At 38.8% G+C, this 18,108-nt stretch carries 18 protein-coding genes and 1 riboswitch; of the genes, 15 read left to right on the top strand and 3 right to left on the bottom strand.

Going from position 1 to position 18,108, the window contains the following annotated elements; all coding sequences use genetic code 11:
- Positions 1-29: 29 nt before the first annotated feature.
- A riboswitch (M-box (ykoK) riboswitch) is annotated at positions 30-197 on the bottom strand.
- A 330-nt stretch (positions 198-527) separates the two neighbouring features.
- The 13 genes from IGJ95_RS00310 to IGJ95_RS00370 all read left to right on the top strand — a co-directional run bounded on the left by IGJ95_RS00310 (position 528) and on the right by IGJ95_RS00370 (position 14,201).
- On the top strand, positions 528-1,133 hold the full coding sequence (locus tag IGJ95_RS00310; protein WP_023518893.1) for a class I SAM-dependent methyltransferase: 606 nt from the start codon (positions 528-530) through the stop codon (positions 1,131-1,133).
- 503 nt (positions 1,134-1,636) lie between these two features.
- Positions 1,637-2,653 (top strand): LacI family DNA-binding transcriptional regulator, encoded by a 1,017-nt coding sequence (locus tag IGJ95_RS00315; protein ID WP_010734491.1) that lies wholly within the window; start codon positions 1,637-1,639, stop codon positions 2,651-2,653.
- 141 nt (positions 2,654-2,794) lie between these two features.
- A complete protein-coding gene (locus IGJ95_RS00320; RefSeq protein ID WP_010734490.1) occupies positions 2,795-4,096 on the top strand; it encodes a pyrimidine-nucleoside phosphorylase in 1,302 nt (433 codons plus the stop codon).
- Positions 4,097-4,109: 13 nt separating this feature from the next.
- On the top strand, positions 4,110-4,772 hold the full coding sequence (gene deoC, locus IGJ95_RS00325; protein ID WP_023518895.1) for a deoxyribose-phosphate aldolase: 663 nt from the start codon (positions 4,110-4,112) through the stop codon (positions 4,770-4,772).
- 18 nt (positions 4,773-4,790) lie between these two features.
- The gene (locus IGJ95_RS00330) at positions 4,791-5,189 is read left to right on the top strand and encodes a cytidine deaminase (RefSeq protein ID WP_010734488.1); all 399 of its coding nucleotides are present in this window, start codon (positions 4,791-4,793) and stop codon (positions 5,187-5,189) included.
- A gap of 63 nt (positions 5,190-5,252) precedes the next feature.
- Positions 5,253-6,338, top strand: a complete 1,086-nt coding sequence (locus tag IGJ95_RS00335; RefSeq protein WP_010734487.1) for a BMP family lipoprotein — start codon at positions 5,253-5,255, stop codon at positions 6,336-6,338.
- Positions 6,339-6,587: 249 nt separating this feature from the next.
- A complete protein-coding gene (locus tag IGJ95_RS00340; protein ID WP_019723072.1) occupies positions 6,588-8,150 on the top strand; it encodes an ABC transporter ATP-binding protein in 1,563 nt (520 codons plus the stop codon).
- Complete coding sequence (locus tag IGJ95_RS00345) at positions 8,143-9,276, top strand: ABC transporter permease (RefSeq protein ID WP_010734485.1); 1,134 nt, start codon at positions 8,143-8,145, stop codon at positions 9,274-9,276. The genes IGJ95_RS00340 and IGJ95_RS00345 overlap by 8 nt, the downstream gene beginning before the upstream one ends.
- Complete coding sequence (locus tag IGJ95_RS00350; RefSeq protein WP_010734484.1) at positions 9,276-10,232, top strand: ABC transporter permease; 957 nt, start codon at positions 9,276-9,278, stop codon at positions 10,230-10,232. The genes IGJ95_RS00345 and IGJ95_RS00350 overlap by 1 nt, the downstream gene beginning before the upstream one ends.
- A 94-nt stretch (positions 10,233-10,326) precedes the next feature.
- Positions 10,327-11,493, top strand: coding sequence for a phosphopentomutase (deoB, locus tag IGJ95_RS00355; protein ID WP_023518897.1), 1,167 nt, complete (start codon positions 10,327-10,329; stop codon positions 11,491-11,493).
- An 85-nt stretch (positions 11,494-11,578) separates the two neighbouring features.
- The gene (locus IGJ95_RS00360) at positions 11,579-12,394 is read left to right on the top strand and encodes a purine-nucleoside phosphorylase (protein ID WP_010734482.1); all 816 of its coding nucleotides are present in this window, start codon (positions 11,579-11,581) and stop codon (positions 12,392-12,394) included.
- Positions 12,395-12,417: 23 nt separating this feature from the next.
- Complete coding sequence (gene deoD / locus IGJ95_RS00365; protein ID WP_010734481.1) at positions 12,418-13,125, top strand: purine-nucleoside phosphorylase; 708 nt, start codon at positions 12,418-12,420, stop codon at positions 13,123-13,125.
- 824 nt (positions 13,126-13,949) lie between these two features.
- Entirely contained in the window at positions 13,950-14,201 is a 252-nt protein-coding gene (locus tag IGJ95_RS00370; RefSeq protein WP_080637952.1) for a CPBP family glutamic-type intramembrane protease, read from the top strand.
- Positions 14,202-14,473: 272 nt separating this feature from the next.
- On the opposite strand, the gene IGJ95_RS00375 is transcribed toward IGJ95_RS00370, so the two are convergent.
- Positions 14,474-15,100 carry a hypothetical protein gene (locus tag IGJ95_RS00375; RefSeq protein WP_010734480.1) on the bottom strand — a complete coding sequence of 209 codons (627 nt, stop codon included), beginning with the start codon at positions 15,098-15,100 and terminating at the stop codon, positions 14,474-14,476.
- A 487-nt stretch (positions 15,101-15,587) separates the two neighbouring features.
- On the opposite strand from IGJ95_RS00375, the gene IGJ95_RS00380 reads away from it, so the two are divergent.
- Both IGJ95_RS00380 and IGJ95_RS00385 read left to right on the top strand, forming a co-directional pair.
- Complete coding sequence (locus tag IGJ95_RS00380) at positions 15,588-16,016, top strand: response regulator (protein WP_010734479.1); 429 nt, start codon at positions 15,588-15,590, stop codon at positions 16,014-16,016.
- Positions 16,010-16,177 carry a helix-turn-helix transcriptional regulator gene (locus IGJ95_RS00385; RefSeq protein ID WP_375148586.1) on the top strand — a complete coding sequence of 56 codons (168 nt, stop codon included), beginning with the start codon at positions 16,010-16,012 and terminating at the stop codon, positions 16,175-16,177. Before IGJ95_RS00380 ends, IGJ95_RS00385 begins: the two co-directional genes overlap by 7 nt.
- A 375-nt stretch (positions 16,178-16,552) precedes the next feature.
- Here the strand turns inward: IGJ95_RS00385 and IGJ95_RS00390 are convergent, their stop codons facing one another.
- Together IGJ95_RS00390 and IGJ95_RS00395 are read right to left on the bottom strand one after the other, a co-directional pair.
- Positions 16,553-17,239 (bottom strand): 2,3-diphosphoglycerate-dependent phosphoglycerate mutase, encoded by a 687-nt coding sequence (locus IGJ95_RS00390; protein WP_010734478.1) that lies wholly within the window; start codon positions 17,237-17,239, stop codon positions 16,553-16,555.
- A 276-nt stretch (positions 17,240-17,515) separates the two neighbouring features.
- Positions 17,516-18,100, bottom strand: a complete 585-nt coding sequence (locus IGJ95_RS00395) for a recombinase family protein (RefSeq protein WP_010734477.1) — start codon at positions 18,098-18,100, stop codon at positions 17,516-17,518.
- Positions 18,101-18,108 lie beyond the last annotated feature (8 nt).

Genomic DNA, 18,108 nt, shown 5'->3' on the forward strand with positions numbered 1-18,108 from the left:
AACGTGTAATTTGCAATTGTGGTGCGAAATTGTAATCACGTTGATTGAGCTTTGGCTTTCTGAGACGTAAGAAACAAGTTCTAGTTATCTTGGAAAAGCCTTAATTCGACAATCCCTGCTTTACTCGTTACTGTCTCTCGACATTTCCGAGCGATAACCTATGTTCTTCAGAGTAACCTCACCTAATATGATTATTTTTTCATCCACATCATATCGGTCAGCGGAAGTAAGAGTCAATAATGCTCATTTGTTTAATTGGATGATTCTCTCACGATTTGTCATCATAAAGGCGATAATATCAAGGGTTATGCTCGTTCGATGTACCCTGTTCCTACTTTCACGAAACAGATTACGCAAATACCGAAAAAGGACAAATAGAGAAATGTTAAGGGATGTGATTTTTCCTTCTGTATTGCATTAATTCGCTTGATTTTGTAAAAGACAATCGAAGACATACAGTTTCGCTTGCACCTTCTCATGGAACACGTTAGACTATGAACAACTAACAGATAAGAAGGATGGAAACTATGACGAATCATTATTATTCCGAACACCCAGAGATTGCTCATGAGTTTGACGAATGGTCATTTGAGCTAAGAGGGAAAACTTTTCAGTTCGTGACGGACTCGGGTGTGTTTTCACGTGAAACAGTTGATTATGGCTCACGTGTATTGATCGATGCCTTTGAATGGGCACAGCTACCAGATGGCAAAATTTTGGATGTTGGCTGTGGTTATGGTCCAATCGGACTTTCTCTTGCCTATGCGAGTGAACGTTTCGTGGAGATGGTAGACATTAATGCTAGAGCGGTTGATTTAGCCCAAGGAAATGCGAAGCGAAATCGAATCAAAAATGTAGCGATTTACCAGTCAAACATTTATGAAGAGGTGACAGAAACAGATTACGCTGCAATTGTCAGCAATCCGCCGATTCGTGCAGGCAAAAAAGTCGTACATGAAATCTTGACAGGTGCGTATCCTCGTTTACGTACGGGCGGTACTTTAACGATCGTCATTCAGAAAAAACAAGGGGCACCTAGCGCACAAAAGAAAATGCAAGAAACATTTGGGAACGCAGAAATCGTGATCAAAGATAAAGGCTATTATATTATCCGAAGTGTGAAAGAAGACTGAAAGCAACTGAATAAAAGCAACGAAACAGTCGAAGAAATAAGCAGTATTTCTTTGACTTTTTTTGTTTGTACAAGAAGTTGCTCAATGGATGTGGAAGGAAAATGACAGGACAAATAAAGTGAAAAATAAGGAATGCAAGATAGAAAAATAACATATTATTTAATGCTTTTACATATCTAAAATAACAGTGAAAAAGCACGTCGAGCTTTTTTAAAAGTCTATAAAATCAGAGCAATTTACATACACTAGGGTGGGGCGGTCGATTTTTAGAGTATAGATGTTACTACATCAAATAAACGAATCGTCATCGGTGATGGGTAAATAAAGTAGGATGAGGGGAAATGAGAGTGAACCACGAAACATAAGACATTGTTATAAAATTTATCTAGTGAATCTCTATATGATACTCATTTACTTTTGACCAAGCCTTTTTTCCCTCTATCCATTTCGAAAACCATTTGGTACACTGTTAGGGAATTTACATATATAAAGGGGGAACAAAAGTGAAACTGACAATTCGAGATATTGCTGAGATGGCAGGTGTTTCAGTGACGACTGTGTCACAGATTTTAAATAATAAAGGCAGCCGTTTTAGTGAAAAGACACGAAAAAAAGTGTTGTCGATCGTAAATGAACATCATTACAAGCCAGATTATTTTGCTTCCAATGTGATCAATCGTCACTCAAAAACGATTGGCATGATCGTGCCAGATGTGACGGATTTCTTCTTTTCTAAAGTGATCGAAGGGGTTGAAAGTTATTTAAACCCCTTAGGATATGTCATCATTCTTTGTAACTCCAGACATAGTCAAGACAATGAACTGAAGTATTTAAGGGAGCTTTCTCATCGATCCGTAGATGGTTTATTGTTAGCGACGCCGAATGTGTTGCCTCAAGAGTATGCACTTGATAGTAGTTTTTATAACAACATGCCGATCATCCTGATCGATCGTGGGTTGAATCGTCGAGATAACGGTCGCTTGATCGTGAAAGAATATGAAGGCGCTTATCAAGCTGTCTCGTTATTGATCAAAAATGGTCATACTAAAATTGGTATGCTAAAAGAGACAACTGGCTATTATCAGTTAGAAGAGCGATTCAATGGTTATCGTCATGCACTAAAAGATCATGGACTGGCGTTCAACGGTAAGTTTGTAGAAGAAGGAGACCTGACTGTCCAAGGTGGGTACGAAGCAAGTAAGCGCTTGTTACGTCATAAAGATGTAACGGCGGTATTTTGTGGGAATGATGCCATGGCGATTGGTTGTTACCAAGCAATCGATGAAATGGGCAAGCGTATTCCAGAGGATATTTCGGTCATCGGCTTTGATGGATTAAAATTGTCTGAGTATATGATCCCTAAGTTGACAACGGTCAAGCAACCGAGTTTCGATATCGGTTTTTATGCAGCTCGCTTTTTGATTGACACGATTGAATTTCCACAAAGAAAAGTTCCGAACAAAGTCTTTGAAACAAAATTAATTATTCGTGAGAGCGTAAAAACATTGACAAAGGTCTAGTAGGGCGTTATATTGCTTATGTAAGTGTTTACAAAGTTGGTAAGATACATTGCGGGGAAATAGTAAACCGGTTTACTAAAGTGGTTTACCTTTTTCGAAATTCCTGTATAATACCGAATGAAGAACGAGGAGGATTACGGCATGCGGATGGTCGATTTGATCGAAAAAAAGAGAGATGGACACCAATTATCAAAGGAAGAGATTTCGTACATTGTCACGAACTACACAAATGATAACATTCCTGATTACCAAATCAGCGCATTATTGATGGCTATTTTCTATCAGGATATGACCGATGAAGAAATCACTGATCTAACGTTGGCAATCGCTCATTCTGGCGATGTGATCGATTTAAGTTCCTTAGATGGGATCAAAGTCGACAAGCATTCTACCGGAGGCGTGGGGGATACAACTACCCTGATTTTAGCTCCTTTAGTAGCAAGTGTAGGTGCAACTGTGGCAAAAATGTCAGGGCGTGGTCTTGGCTACACAGGTGGCACATTAGATAAGTTAGAAGCTATTCCTGGATTTCGGATCGAACTATCAGATGAAGAATTCATCCGCACCGTGAACGAAAGTAAAGTAGCGGTGATCGGCCAATCGGGCAATCTCGCTCCAGCAGATAAAAAATTGTATGCCTTGCGTGATGTGACGGCAACGGTCAACTCGATCCCATTGATTGCTAGTTCGATCATGAGTAAGAAAATCGCCGCAGGAGCGGATGCGATCGTGCTAGATGTGACGACGGGTGACGGTGCCTTCATGAAAAATATCGATGACGCGAGACGCTTGGCGAAGACCATGACACGGATCGGCAAATTAGCCGGTCGCCAAACAGTAGCAGTGATCTCTGATATGTCTGAACCGTTGGGTGAAGCAATCGGCAACAGCTTAGAAGTCGTTGAAGCCATTGAAACACTTCAAGGGAACGGACCGGAAGATTTAGTTGAAATGTGCTATGCTTTAGGTAGTCAAATGGTCGTTTTAGCCAAAAAAGCGGAATCGATCGAAGAAGCGCGCGAAATGCTAAAAGAAGCCCTTGAATCAGGGAAAGCTTTAGCTAAATTCAAAGAAATGATCCAGAACCAAGGGGGCGACCCAACAGTTGTCGATGAACCTGCGCGGTTATTAACTGCTCGTTATATTTATGAACTGCCAGCGAAGACAACAGGTGTCGTGACAAAAATCGTTGCGAACGAATTAGGGATCGCAGCAATGATGCTTGGTGCAGGACGTAAAACGAAAGAAGATTCGATTGATCATGCTGTTGGTTTACGATTGAATAAGAAAATCGGTGATAAAGTAGAAGCTGGCGAATCGCTATTGACGATCTATAGTAATGAAGAAGACATTTCGCCAGTGATCGACTTGTTATATAAAAATATTGAAATCGGTGATACGGCGGAGAAGCCTATCCTGATTCATGACATCATTACAGAGTAGAAGGAGAAGAGACATGGAATTAAATCGAATGATCGACCACACAATTCTAAAAGCAGATGCAACAAAAGCAGATGTGATGCGCATTATTGAGGAAGCAAAAAAACATCATTTCTATTCAGTATGTATCAATCCAACATGGGTTGCCTTGGCGAAAGAGGAATTACAAGGTGAGCCAGTCGCTGTTTGTACCGTTATTGGTTTCCCATTAGGAGCAAATACGGCCGAAACAAAGGCATTTGAAACAAAGAATGCGATCGAAAATGGCGCAGATGAAGTGGATATGGTCATCAATATCGGTGCCTTGAAATCTGAACAAGACGATGTCGTGAAAAAAGATATCGAAGCCGTAGTCGAAGCTGCCAAAGATCGCGCGTTAGTTAAAGTAATCATTGAAACAGCCTTGTTAGAACAAGCGGAAATCATCAAAGCTTGTGAATTAGCGAAAGCTGCAGGAGCTGATTTTGTGAAAACATCTACTGGTTTCTCAACAGGTGGCGCGAAAGTGGAAGATATCCGCTTGATGCGTGAAACGGTTGGTCCAGAAATGGGCGTCAAAGCTTCAGGAGGTATCCACAATGAAGCGGAAGCCCTGGCAATGATCGAAGCCGGTGCAACACGAATCGGTACAAGTGCTGGTGTATCAATCATGTCCGGTTCAACTGGCGAAGGCTATTAATATTCTAAGGAGAAAAAGATGTCAGAAATCAAACAAGAATGGATCGATATCGCTATCGACGCTTTGGATAAAGCGTATGTGCCTTATTCCAAATTTCCAGTAGGTGCTTGTTTAGTGACAGCATCTGGGAAAACCTATCAAGGATTGAATATCGAAAATGCGTCATTTGGCTTAACGAATTGCGCAGAACGTACTGCGTTTTTTAAAGCAGTATCTGAAAAAAAAATGGACTTTACACATCTAGTCGTTGCAGGTCATACACCTGAGCCGATTTCTCCATGTGGTGCTTGTCGCCAAGTAATGGCAGAATTTTGTGAGCCAGAGATGCCAGTCACGTTGGTTGGCGACAATGGTGTGACGAAAACGATGACCGTAAGAGAGTTATTACCTTACGCATTTTCAGAAAAAGATTTATAAATTATGTTCAATTCAGTCAGCTGACTGTTGAAAAAACAACTACTTTTAGGGGGCTTTACAGAAATGAAAAAAGCAAAATTATTTGGTTTAGGTGCTATCGCACTATCAGCAGGCTTACTTTTAAGCGCATGCGGTAACGGCGGTTCAGATTCTACTGATTCAACCGGTGGAAACAGTGCATCAGGAACAGCAACTGCAGCATTGATTACAGATACAGGTGGCGTCGACGACCGTTCATTCAACCAGTCAGCTTGGGAAGGGTTAGAAGATTGGGGTAAAGAGGAAGGCTTGTCACGTGGAAACGATGGCTTCCAATATTTCCAATCTGCCAATGAATCAGATTATATTCCAAATATCGATCAAGCGTTAAACGCTGGCTTCAAGACAATTTTTGGGATTGGTTTTAAATTGAAACCTGCAATCGAAGAACAAGCAACAAGTAACCCTGAAACAAACTTTGCAATCATTGATGATGTGATCGAAGGAAAAGACAACGTCGTTTCAGCAACATTCAAAGATAACGAAGCTTCTTATCTTGCTGGAGTTGCAGCAGCTTACACAACTGAAACAAATGTGGTTGGATTTATCGGTGGCGTTAAAGGGGAAGTAATCGACCGTTTTGAAGCTGGTTTCAATGCCGGAGTTAAAGCAGGCGCTGAAGCGTTGAATAAAGACATCGAAGTATTGAACCAATACGCAGGTGATTTCTCAGCTCCAGATAAAGGACGTTCAATCGCACAAGGTATGTACGCACAAAACGCTGACATCATTTTCCATGCTTCAGGTGGTACAGGTAACGGTGTCTTCCAAGAAGCAAAATCATTAAATGAATCAGGCGACAAAAAAGTTTGGGTAATCGGTGTTGACCGTGACCAATCTGACGAAGGAAACTACACATTGAATGGTGAAGACAAAAACTTCACATTGACATCAACACTTAAAGGTGTAGGAACAGTTGTAAAAGATTTAGCACAACAATCAGCAGAGGGTGACTTCCCTGGTGGCGAACACACTGTTTATGGTTTGAAAGAAGACGGTGTAGGTATCACTGAAGGCCAACTTTCTGATGAAGCGAAAAAAGCAGTAGATGAAGCAAAAGAAAAAATCATTTCAGGTGACATCGAAGTTCCTGAAACTCCTGAAAGCTAATAAATACCATTTCTATAGCCTTGTTGGACAATTGTTTAACAGGGCTATCGTTTAGTTATCTACTTACATGTTGTTTTTTTATGCAAGTTGCTAGGTATCCCGATTTGGATAAGGGAACAACTTGTAACAAGTAGCTTAGCTCCTTGGATTTTGGTTACTCGATGAGCGACGTTTTGTGAACGATCGTCATCGTCCCTTTTATTTTTTAAACAATGTCGTCTGGATATAAATTGTTAGGATGTGAAAAATGTGGATCAAGAAAATATTGTCATCGAAATGCGAAATATCACGAAACAATTCGGTACTTTCAAAGCAAATGACAACATCAACCTTCAAGTGAAAGCAGGAGAAATCCATGCCTTGCTTGGTGAAAATGGTGCAGGTAAATCAACGTTAATGAATGTTTTATCCGGTCTTTTAGAGCCAACATCAGGTGAGATTTTGATGCACGGCAAAGAAGTAAACATCACGAGCCCGACGAAAGCCAATCAATTAGGGATCGGAATGGTGCATCAACACTTTATGTTAGTCGATGCATTCACAGTAACAGAAAATATCGTACTAGGTAGTGAGCCAAGTACAGGCGGTATCTTGAACCGTAAGAAAGCCCGGGAAGAAATCAAACGATTATCTGAGCAATATGGCTTAGCAGTGAATCCGGATGCGTACGTTCGTGATATTTCTGTCGGTATGGAACAACGTGTGGAGATTTTAAAAACACTCTATCGTGGTGCAGATGTCTTGATTTTTGATGAGCCAACAGCCGTACTGACGCCGCAAGAAATCGATGAATTGATCGTGATCATGAAAGAGTTAGTCAAAGAAGGAAAGTCAATCATTTTGATCACACATAAATTAGATGAGATCAAAGCAGTTGCCGATCGTTGTACGGTCATTCGTCGTGGTCAAGGGATTGGAACGGTCAATGTGAAAGATGTTTCTTCGCAACAGTTAGCCGATATGATGGTCGGAAGAACCGTCTCATTCAAAACAATGAAAAAAGAAGCACGTCCACAAGAAGTGGTGCTTTCTGTTGAAAATCTTGTAGTTAAAGAAAACCGCGGATTAGAAGCAGTGAAAGATTTGAGTCTGGAAGTCCGAGCAGGGGAAGTCTTAGGTATTGCTGGAATCGATGGAAATGGACAATCGGAGTTGATTCAAGCGTTAACCGGTTTACGTAAAGTAGAAAGTGGAACGATTCGTTTGAAAGACGAAGAGATCACGAATAAAAAACCACGTAAAATCACCGAATCTGGGCTAGGACATGTGCCAGAAGATCGACATAAATATGGTTTGGTCCTTGATATGACTTTATCTGAAAATATTGCCATGCAAACCTACTATCAAAAACCGTATAGTAAAAATGGTCTGTTGAACTATGGTGTGATGAATGAACATGCTAGAGATTTAATCGATGAGTATGATGTGCGGACAACGAACGAATTAGTACCAGCGAAAGCTTTATCTGGTGGGAACCAACAAAAAGCCATCATTGCTCGCGAGATCGATCGTGACCCTGATCTACTGATTGTTGCGAATCCAACACGTGGATTAGATGTTGGTGCAATCGAGTTTATCCATAAACGTTTGATTGAGCAACGTGATAAGTTCAAAGCAGTTTTATTGATTAGTTTTGAATTAGAAGAAATTTTAAATGTGTCCGATCGTATTGCGGTAATCCATCAAGGAAAAATCGTGGGGATCGTTGATCCAAAAGAAACATCTGAAAACGAGCTAGGTCTATTGATGGCGGGGTATACTTTAGAAGAAGCACGTAGAGAGTTAGAAAAGGTTGGTGACACACATGAATGATCGTAGCGAAAGGTTCCGTAATCTGCTAGTGCCTATATTTTCGGTTATTTTAGGGTTGATTCTAGGTGCTATTTTGATGGTTGCCTTTGGTTACCATCCAATCCAAGGATATTCTTCCATGTTGAATGCTTCGTTAGGTTCACAACGAAGTATCGGTGAAACATTAAGACAAGCAACACCTTTGATTTTTACAGCCTTAGGTTTTTCTGTTGCAAATTCAGCCGGATTCTTTAATATCGGGCTTTCTGGACAAGCACTGTGTGGCTGGATCATAAGCATTTGGACCGCGTTAGCTTTTCCAGATCTACCAAAAATCATTCTCTTGCCAATGTGCGTGATTTTAGGTGCACTTGCTGGGGCAATGGCCGCAGCTATTCCAGGATTGTTACGTGCGTTCTTTGGAACAAGTGAAGTTATCGTAACGATCATGATGAATTATATTTTACTCTATTTAAGTACGTATACACTTCATGAAATAATGCCTGAATCTTATCGTTCAAGTTTAGACTCTTCAAATATGATCAGTGAGAATGCATCTTTACGTATTCCTTGGCTGACCCAGATGTTTGGAGGCTCTCGTGTGAATGGCGGACTCTTCTTGGCACTGATTGCGTTAGTGGTTGTATGGATCGTCATGAAGAAAACAACCTTAGGCTTTGAGATCCGTTCTGTTGGATTGAATCCATATGCCTCTGAATATGCGGGAATGAGTAGTAAACGAACAATTGTCTTATCTATGGTTATCTCTGGTGGATTAGCCGGACTAGGTGGTGTGGTCGAAGGACTAGGAACATATCAAAACTTCTTCGTACAGACAACCTCATTATCCATCGGGTTTGATGGTATGGCCGTGTCATTATTAGGTTCTGGTTCTGCGATTGGGATTTTGTTATCTGCGCTATTATTCAGTGTCCTAAAAATCGGTGGATTAGGAATGCAGACTGGTGCTGGAGTACCATTTGAAATCGTCAATGTATCGATTGCCTTGATCATCTTCTTCGTGGGGATCAACTTCTTGATTCGTTTCCTTATGGCGAAATTCTTCCAAGGGAAAAAACAAGAGGAAATCGTCGCAACGATTGAAACGAAACCAAATCAACAAAATCAAGAAGGAGGAGAGCTGTAATGTCAACAGTAGAACTGATTTCCTTGATCCTTACATCAACACTTGTTTATTCAACACCGTTGATTTTAACCTCCTTAGGCGGAACGTTTTCTGAACGAAGCGGGATCGTCAACGTTGGGTTAGAAGGCATCATGGTGATGGGGGCGTTTAGTGCGGTCGTCTTCAACTTGACGATGAGTGACACATTAGGCTCAATGACTCCTTGGATTGCTATTTTAGTCGGTGGCGTAGTTGGTGTTCTCTTTTCCTTGATCCATGCAGTCGCAACAATCAGCTTGCGCGCAGACCATATCATCAGCGGAACGGTCATCAATTTGATGGCACCTGCTTTAGGTGTATTTTTGATCAAAGCATGGTATGGTAAAGGACAAACAGACAATATCTCACAAAACTTAGGTTACTTTTCATTTCCTGGATTATCTGAGATTCCAGTGATTGGTCAAATTTTCTTTAGAAATACATTTTTACCAGCGTATTGTGCGATTTTAATTGCTGTTATCGCATGGTTCGTCATCTTCAAAACTAAATTTGGTTTACGTTTACGTTCTGTTGGGGAAAATCCTCAAGCTGCAGATACACTAGGGATCAATGTATATGCGATGCGCTATTCAGGTGTCTTGATTTCTGGTCTTCTTGGAGGCATGGGTGGAGCTGTGTTCGCTCAATCGATCTCTGGGAACTTTTCAGCAGGAACGATTGTCGGTCAAGGGTTCATCTCAATGGCTGCAATGATTTTTGGTAAGTGGAATCCACTAGGTGCGATGGGTGCATCCTTATTCTTTGGTTTTGCACAAAGTTTGAGTATCATCGGCGCGCAATTACCAGTGATTTCTTCAATTCCACCAGTTTTACTACAAATTGCGCCTTATCTATTAACGATTATCGTTTTAGTGGCGTTCTTAGGTAAAGCATCTGGACCAAAAGCCAACGGTAAGAATTATATAAAATCCAAATAATCGTTTAGTGATTAAAAAGGGCGGGTTACGGGAAGTTTTTTTCGGCTCGCCCTTTTTACTTTATAAAGAAAATAAATAGAAAGAAGGAATACTCATGTTTAAACGCGTACATTTGATCGTCATGGATTCAGTCGGAATCGGAGAAGCACCTGATGCTGAAAAATTCGGAGATAAAGGTTCGGATACATTAGGTCATATTGCTAAAGAAGCTGGGTTGACGATACCGAATTTGGAGCAACTTGGATTAGGAACGATTCGTCCTTTAGAAGGGGTCGAAGCAGTGCAAGATCATCAAGGGTATGCGACCAAATTGGAAGAAGTTTCTGTCGGCAAAGATACAATGACAGGACATTGGGAAATCATGGGCTTGAATATCAAAACACCATTTCGTGTTTTTCCAAACGGCTTCCCGGATGAATTATTGAAGAAAATCGAAGAATTCTCTGGACGTAAAATTGTTTGTAACGAACCTTATAGCGGAACAGCAGTCATTGACGACTTTGGTGAACATCAAATGAACACCGGCGACTTGATCGTTTATACGTCAGCTGATCCAGTGTTACAAATTGCTGCACATGAAGAAATTATTCCTTTAGAAGAACTTTATCGGATTTGCGAATATGTTCGTGAAATTACAAAAGATGATCCTTATATGATCGGTCGGATCATTGCCCGTCCATATCTTGGTGAGCCAGGTAACTTTACGCGAACAAGCAACCGTCACGATTACGCATTAGATCCATTTGGACATACGGTTTTAGACTCATTGAAAGAAGCCGGCAAAGATGTTATTGCAGTCGGTAAGATCAATGATATTTTCAATGGCCAAGGCATCACCGATTCTGTTCGTACAAAGAGCAATATGGACGGTGTAGATCAATTATTGAATGTGATGAAACAAGACTTCACTGGGTTGAGTTTTACAAACTTAGTCGATTTTGATGCGTTATACGGTCATCGTCGCGATGTGGTTGGTTATGCGCGTGCTATCGAAGATTTTGATTTGCGTATTCCAGAATTATTAGATGCAATGGCTGACGATGATCTATTATTAATCACCGCTGACCATGGGAATGATCCAACTTTCACTGGTACTGACCATACTCGCGAATACGTGCCATTACTTGCTTATAGTAAACAAATGAGTGGGCAAGGTAGTTTACCACAAGGTTATTATGCGGATATCTCTGCAACGATTGCCGAAAACTTTAACGTAGCAGCAACTGAAAATGGCGAAAGTTTTTTAAAACTATTGAAATAACGACGTGCATCATCCATCAATGAATCATCATTGGCTTTATTATGTAAGATAGAATAATCAAAATTTTATATATAGGAGAAAAACAATGAAATTAAATGAGATGTTACAAGAGACGACTGCGTTTATCAAAAGCAAAGGTGTCGGAACGATCGATTTTGGCATGATCTTAGGTTCAGGTTTAGGTGAATTAGCAGAGGAGATCGAAGAAGCAATCGTGATTCCTTATGATAAGATTCCGTTCTTTCCAACTTCGACAGTCGTTGGACATGCAGGTCAACTTGTTTACGGAACACTTTCAGGCAAAAAAGTATTGGCGATGCAAGGACGTTTCCATTTTTATGAAGGTCATTCTATGCAAACAGTCACTTATCCTGTGCGAGTGATGGCTGCGCTAGGCGCGCATTCAGTTGTTGTGACCAATGCGTGTGGTGGCGTGAATGAATCATTTGCACCAGGTGATTTGATGCTGATCACGGATCATATCAACTTTACAGGTCAAAATCCATTGATTGGGCCTAATGACGAAGAAATGGGGCCTCGTTTCCCTGATATGAGTGAAGCTTATACAAAAGCGTATCGCGAAATGGCAAAAGCAGCAGCGACATCATTGGACGTAGAATTAAAAGAAGGCGTGTATATGGGCTATTCCGGTCCAACGTACGAAACACCAGCTGAGATTCGCATGTCTCGCGTGATGGGTGCAGATGCAGTGGGCATGTCGACTGTACCAGAAGTCATTGTTGCAGCTCATAGCGGATTGAAGGTCTTAGGGATTTCTTGTATCACTAACTTGGCTGCTGGTATGCAAGCAAACTTGAATCACGAAGAAGTCGTTGAAACAACTGAGAGAGTCAAACAAACATTTAAATCATTGATCAAAGAAACACTTTCTTTACTATAAAAAATTGATTGAGAGGTCCGGAAATGAGTGTTCATATTGAAGCAAAACCAGGAGAAATCGCAGACAAGATTTTACTTCCTGGCGATCCACTAAGAGCGAAGTATATTGCAGAAACTTTTTTAGAGAATCCCGTTTGCTATAACCAAGTACGCGGTATGCTTGGTTATACTGGAACGTATAAAGGGGAAAGAGTCTCTGTTCAAGGAACAGGAATGGGTATGCCCTCAGCGATGATCTATGCGCATGAGTTGGTCAATTCCTATGACGTAAAAAAATTGATTCGTGTTGGCACATGTGGTGCCTTGTCAAAAGACGTACACGTTCGTGACTTGGTCTTAGCACAAGGAGCCGCGACAAGTTCTTCTATGATCGAAAAGAATTTCAACGCGTTCCATTTTCCACCAATCTGTGATTTTGACTTGTTGTTGAAAGCATACGAAGTAGCGAAAGAAAAAGGTTTTACTACACACGTTGGCAATGTACTATCAGAAGATTCTTTCTACAAAGACGATTTGACAGAGACATTCAAGTTAGCAGAACTTGGTGTGATGGGCGTGGAAATGGAAGCTGCTGCGTTGTATTATCTAGGTGCAAAATACCAAGTGCAAACATTAGCGATCATGACGGTCAGTGACCATCTGATCACCGGTGAAGAAACAACTGCCAGCGAACGTCAGACAACATTCAATGACATGATTGAAGTAGGATTGGAAACGGCGATTCAAGGGTAGTAATTGTAATGAAAGAATTTGATTAAACGTAAAAGTCATAATAGGGAACTATTTTGGCTTTTACGCTTTTTGCGTAAGTGTTACTGTAGGTTACTAGTAGATAAAAAATACAAATGTTATCTGTACAAGATTTTACTAATAGGTTTCTTTCTCTGCACCTTGCTATACAAAAAAAGGAAGGGGTATAATGAAAATAAGTAATACTTAATGTTTTTAGATAATTGAGAAAAGTAGGATGAAAACAACAAACAGTACTTTTACATAGTAAGTTGATAAATTGGAGGGGAGATATAAGAAGATATTGTTTGTTTAATAAATATAAGCATTATATGTTAGGAATGCGATAAGAAAGAGAATGACAGTGTTTTAACTATCTATGCGATTACTGCTTGCTTTTTCAGGAGACGGTGAGAAGGGGGACAAGATGACTCATCGTTCGATTAATTGGTGGTCAAGATGAAGGTAGATCACATTCGGTTAACTCTAAATAAAAGTATCATTCTAACTGTCTGGATAACCATTTTTTGTATAACAAACTTCGGAATAATAAGAAGTAAGACCATTCTCATATTATTAGAAAATAACCAATTGATTCTAAATCTGATAATGATTTTATTTATTTACTTACTTTGCATGTCCGAATTAAATCGAGCATTACAAGGTCTGAATCTGTCAATGTTGAAACAAGTAGGATTCACTTTGCTACTTTTGTTAGTGATGAATTTTATATATATGGTACTTGTATTTGGTAGTTTTGAAGTAGTCTCACAAAATTACGATAGTGTTGTTCTATTTTCTGTCATAGTGATTGCCCTAATAAGTGAATAGTTTACCGTTACCTATTTTTGAGTATAACTGATTCTAATTGGTTAAAAATAGTGTATGGGTTGGTTTCAACAGGATTGTTTTTCTATGGGCATAGCTTTACATATGGCGGAAATTTATTAGCAATGGTCCAAATTCTATTTTTGACTTTAGCTACAACATATCTATACGTGAAAACCAACAATATATTACCTGCTATTATGTTACATAGCTTATATAATCTATTTGTCCTCTCGCTATTTATGAGCTAATAAATAGCCCAGCTTAGAAAGAATAGCTAGGCTGGGCTATCAGTAAAATGTCTAATATTATGGATCTTTCGAGTTATTCAGAATGGATTACTGATTGATTCATAACCTAAAAAAGGAAATTTAAAGTATACAAAGACAAATCATAACAAACAAGGTATACAGAACTAATCCGATTCTACTTAATTTTGTCTCCTTACCTTTCTTGATCTTGTAATAGTAATAGCTGTATAGCGAGAAGAGATAGACTACCACTATTAAAATCTTTCCTAAGATCATAGCTTTTGAATTGGACTTTGTGTTAGTGTATTCAAACTTGCAATAGGGAACTCATCTGTAGCTGTGATGCGACAGCCACCTTTTGATGATCCAACATTGATCCATTTCTTCATATCAGAATTTGCATCTCTAAAGCGAGTACCTAATATTGTAGAGCCAATTAATCCAAGTAATGCGCCTGCTGGTCCTCCAGCCATTGCTCCTCCGAGAACCCCTACAGATTGTAGTAACGTTGCACAGGTTCCATAGTCGTCGCGAAGATTAGCCATGGAAGATTTTGAAGAAGCAAAAGCATTATAACCCCCTGTTTTAAACATTTCTGAGTAGGAAGCTCTGCCTGAAATATAGACAGTTGATTGCGCCCCATCGTATTTGTTTATTAAGTAAAATGCTTCTTCTTCAGAAAGTGAAGTATTTCCGGTTAATTGTTTTTTTGATTGAATCATTTGATTGAACTCTTGTTCAAATGCTAGCCACGTATCATTTGAAACACGTGTTACAGTAGCTTTTTGTTCTTCTGGAAGCTCGGAAGCATAAGCGGTTAAGGTTGAGGGGAATATGACGGATAACATACAGAGTAGTCCCAAATTAGCAATAAAATACTTCTTTAACATTTTTTTCATGATCAATTATTCCTTCTTTCCAAAAAAATTATTTATTTTATAATAGTGTTTTTTGTATCAAAGTATGCATTTCTTGTATGTAAAAGTATCCACTATTTTAAAATGCTGAGTTGTTCTATCTCTTGACAACATTAATTGTAGAATAAAAAAATGCTTTTTAAAATAAGCAATGTGAGTTATTTTATTTCTCGTTTTACCTATTTAAAAACGAGTAGGCATAAAAATAGAGAGTTTTTTTGTAAGCTTTTGTGTTCAATTATTGTGTAATAGAGAACTATCAGGGAGATACAGTTTGGTATAAATATAGTCACTGAATCAACAGAGGAAACTTGAGAAAAAGTTTTCAAGGGAAATTATTGGCTTATCTTCTTAGCTATTCTCCACACCTTATATAAATTACCAATGCTCTTTAGAAATAGCACTGTGTTTTTATTTAGAATTATCGGAGTATTTCATCGATTTAAATCGAAAGGGATGACAGATAGTAATGAAAATTATTTTATTTGATGACCATGAACTTTTTTTACAAAGCCTTGAATTATATTTAAGGAAGTATTTTGATCACTTTGTTACATGTAATCACCGTAAAGATTGTCTTGAAGTAGTCAAGCAAGAAAAACCAGATATTGTGTTGATGGATATTCGGTTAGGTGAGAAAAATGGATTAGAAGAAGGGGAAAAAATACTCAAGTTGTTTCCAGAAACAAAACTAATGTTTCTTTCAGGTAGCACATTGATAAGAAATTATGAAGAAGCAATAAACATGGGGGCAAAAGCATTTGTCAATAAAACAAGTTCAGTGGAAGATCTCGTGACGAAGATTCATCTAGTAAATGGGGGAGATACTATTTTTCCAGAATATGAAAAAATATATGTAAGTTTAACAAAAACGGAAAAAAAATTTTGCAGTTGGTAGCTCAAGGTAAGAGCCAACAAGAAATTGCTGAAATTATTTATAGTAGTCGACGGACGGTTTCAACTCATATGCAACACATTTTCAACAAGTTAAATGTTCACTCTACCGTTACAGCTGTAGTACGTGGGATTGAGTTAGGAATTATTACAATTGAGATGTAGTTCTTATTTAAAAGTATGAGCATATTTTTTACATAATCATCTTCATCTACTTTATCGAATAGACAATTTCACATTAAGTAGTATATAAGTTTAGATGTCAATCTTACTATTTATTCGTTTAGTTAGATGAGTATTAACAATAAAACATTAAAGAAAGTGGACACTATCGCTTGGGGAATAATATGGGTAGTGTCTATATTATTTTTTAGTCATTACTTGTATATGAAGAATAAGCTTCTTTACCTAGTAACATTGATACTCTGAGCATTAAATAGCTAAGACTACAGTTTATCCAATGTCTAAAAAAAACAGTCCCTTCATCTCTTATAATAATAGGAAATGAGGGAGCTGTCTTACTTATAATCCGCTTATTGATTATAAGTAGTATTTTTTGATGACAGTCAAGTCGTCGTTTAATTCATAAACAAGCGGTTGACCTGTTGGGATTTCAAGATCCATGATGTCTTCATCAGAGATTCCTTCGATGTGTTTTGCTAATGCACGCAAAGAGTTACCATGTGCAGCAACTAAGACAGTTTTGTTGTCTAACAAAGCTGGTGCAATTTCGTCTTGCCAGAATGGCAATGCGCGTTCTAAAGTAACTTTCAAGTTTTCCCCACCAGGTACGTCGCGTTTGTCTAACATTGCATAACGACGATCGTTTGCTGCTGAACCTTCATCAGTTGCTTCCATTAATGGAGGAAGAGTGTCGTATGAACGACGCCAGATGTGAACTTGTTCGTCACCATATTTTTCTGCTGTTTCTTTTTTATTTAATCCTTGTAATTTACCATAATGACGTTCGTTCAAGCGCCATGATTTGATTTGTGGTACCCAAAGTTGATCTGAGTATTCTAAAATCAAGTTACAAGTTTTGATGGCACGAGTTAATACAGAAGTATAAGCAACATCAAATTCGATTCCAGCTTCTTTGATTTTACGTCCGCCTTCTTTTGCTTCTTCGATTCCTTCTGGTGCTAGGTTTACATCTGCCCAACCAGTAAATTGGTTCAATGCATTCCATTCGCTAAGACCGTGACGAGAAAAAACTAATTTTGGCATGTTTAACTCTCCTTTAAAATAAGTGTTATTTCTGAAAATTTCAGTTCTGCCTTATTGTACAATGTTTTTCATAAGATTTCCATTGTAAAATGAAAGCTGTTTGTTTAAAAGACCACAGACGAACTAAAAAAAAGGCTGTAAACAAGCGTTATTACAGAGCTTTCACTCAAAAAACTTGTTTGACAACCTTTTTATCTATTAAGTAAAATAATTTCTGTTTGTTTAGTGTGGGTTCTTTCGATCAATTATTGAAATCAACGGGTTTGTACTTGCTAATTAATTGAATAATTGCTGAAGCTCTTTTTCAGGTAGGTTGATATATTTGTAGCAAGTGCCGACTGAAACGCCACATTTTGAAGAAATAAATTGGATCGTTTCTTTCTTTTCATAGTAGAGACGACGAATTTTTTTGATTGTTTTGGCATCGATTTTTGGTCGTCCGCCGATTTTTCCTTTTTTGCGTGCTTCATCTAATCCAATCAGCGTGCGTTCTTTGATCAATGCACACTCCATCTCAGCTAATCCTTCCATCAATTGGAAGTAGACCGTCCCCATAGGTTCGCGAGTATCGATTTTTTCTGTGATGCTGACTAGATGTAACCCACGGTCTTTAAATAATTTCGTGAATTCTGTTAGTTGTCTTGTCGATTTTCCTAGATGATGAAGCTGGCAAATCACTAATGTATCGCCTTGCTCCATTTTTTCGATGACTTTTTCTAAACAAATGGCGTCAGATAAACTGTCTTTTTGACCATACGTTTCGTGAAAAATTTCGTGACAACCAAAATCAGAGAGTTTTTGCATTTGAGCCGTCGAATCGACATCATTAATAGTTGTACGTGCATAACCGATAATCTTCATGGTGATTC

Source organism: Enterococcus sp. AZ156, assembly GCF_051714165.1.
In the GTDB taxonomy this organism is placed as follows: Bacteria; Bacillota; Bacilli; order Lactobacillales; family Enterococcaceae; genus Enterococcus_B; species Enterococcus_B pernyi.

Bases quoted from the DNA above. Each gene is read 5' to 3' on its own strand.
- IGJ95_RS00310 (WP_023518893.1), top strand. From the start codon at position 528: ATGACGAATCATTATTATTCCGAACACCCAGAGATTGCTCATGAGTTT.
- IGJ95_RS00320 (WP_010734490.1), top strand. From the start codon at position 2,795: ATGCGGATGGTCGATTTGATCGAAAAAAAGAGAGATGGACACCAATTA.
- deoC (WP_023518895.1), top strand. From the start codon at position 4,110: ATGGAATTAAATCGAATGATCGACCACACAATTCTAAAAGCAGATGCA.
- IGJ95_RS00330 (WP_010734488.1), top strand. From the start codon at position 4,791: ATGTCAGAAATCAAACAAGAATGGATCGATATCGCTATCGACGCTTTG.
- IGJ95_RS00335 (WP_010734487.1), top strand. From the start codon at position 5,253: ATGAAAAAAGCAAAATTATTTGGTTTAGGTGCTATCGCACTATCAGCA.
- IGJ95_RS00345 (WP_010734485.1), top strand. From the start codon at position 8,143: ATGAATGATCGTAGCGAAAGGTTCCGTAATCTGCTAGTGCCTATATTT.
- IGJ95_RS00350 (WP_010734484.1), top strand. From the start codon at position 9,276: ATGTCAACAGTAGAACTGATTTCCTTGATCCTTACATCAACACTTGTT.
- deoB (WP_023518897.1), top strand. From the start codon at position 10,327: ATGTTTAAACGCGTACATTTGATCGTCATGGATTCAGTCGGAATCGGA.
- IGJ95_RS00360 (WP_010734482.1), top strand. From the start codon at position 11,579: ATGAAATTAAATGAGATGTTACAAGAGACGACTGCGTTTATCAAAAGC.
- deoD (WP_010734481.1), top strand. From the start codon at position 12,418: ATGAGTGTTCATATTGAAGCAAAACCAGGAGAAATCGCAGACAAGATT.
- IGJ95_RS00375 (WP_010734480.1), bottom strand. From the start codon at position 15,100: ATGAAAAAAATGTTAAAGAAGTATTTTATTGCTAATTTGGGACTACTC.
- IGJ95_RS00380 (WP_010734479.1), top strand. From the start codon at position 15,588: ATGAAAATTATTTTATTTGATGACCATGAACTTTTTTTACAAAGCCTT.
- IGJ95_RS00390 (WP_010734478.1), bottom strand. From the start codon at position 17,239: ATGCCAAAATTAGTTTTTTCTCGTCACGGTCTTAGCGAATGGAATGCA.
- IGJ95_RS00395 (WP_010734477.1), bottom strand. From the start codon at position 18,100: ATGAAGATTATCGGTTATGCACGTACAACTATTAATGATGTCGATTCG.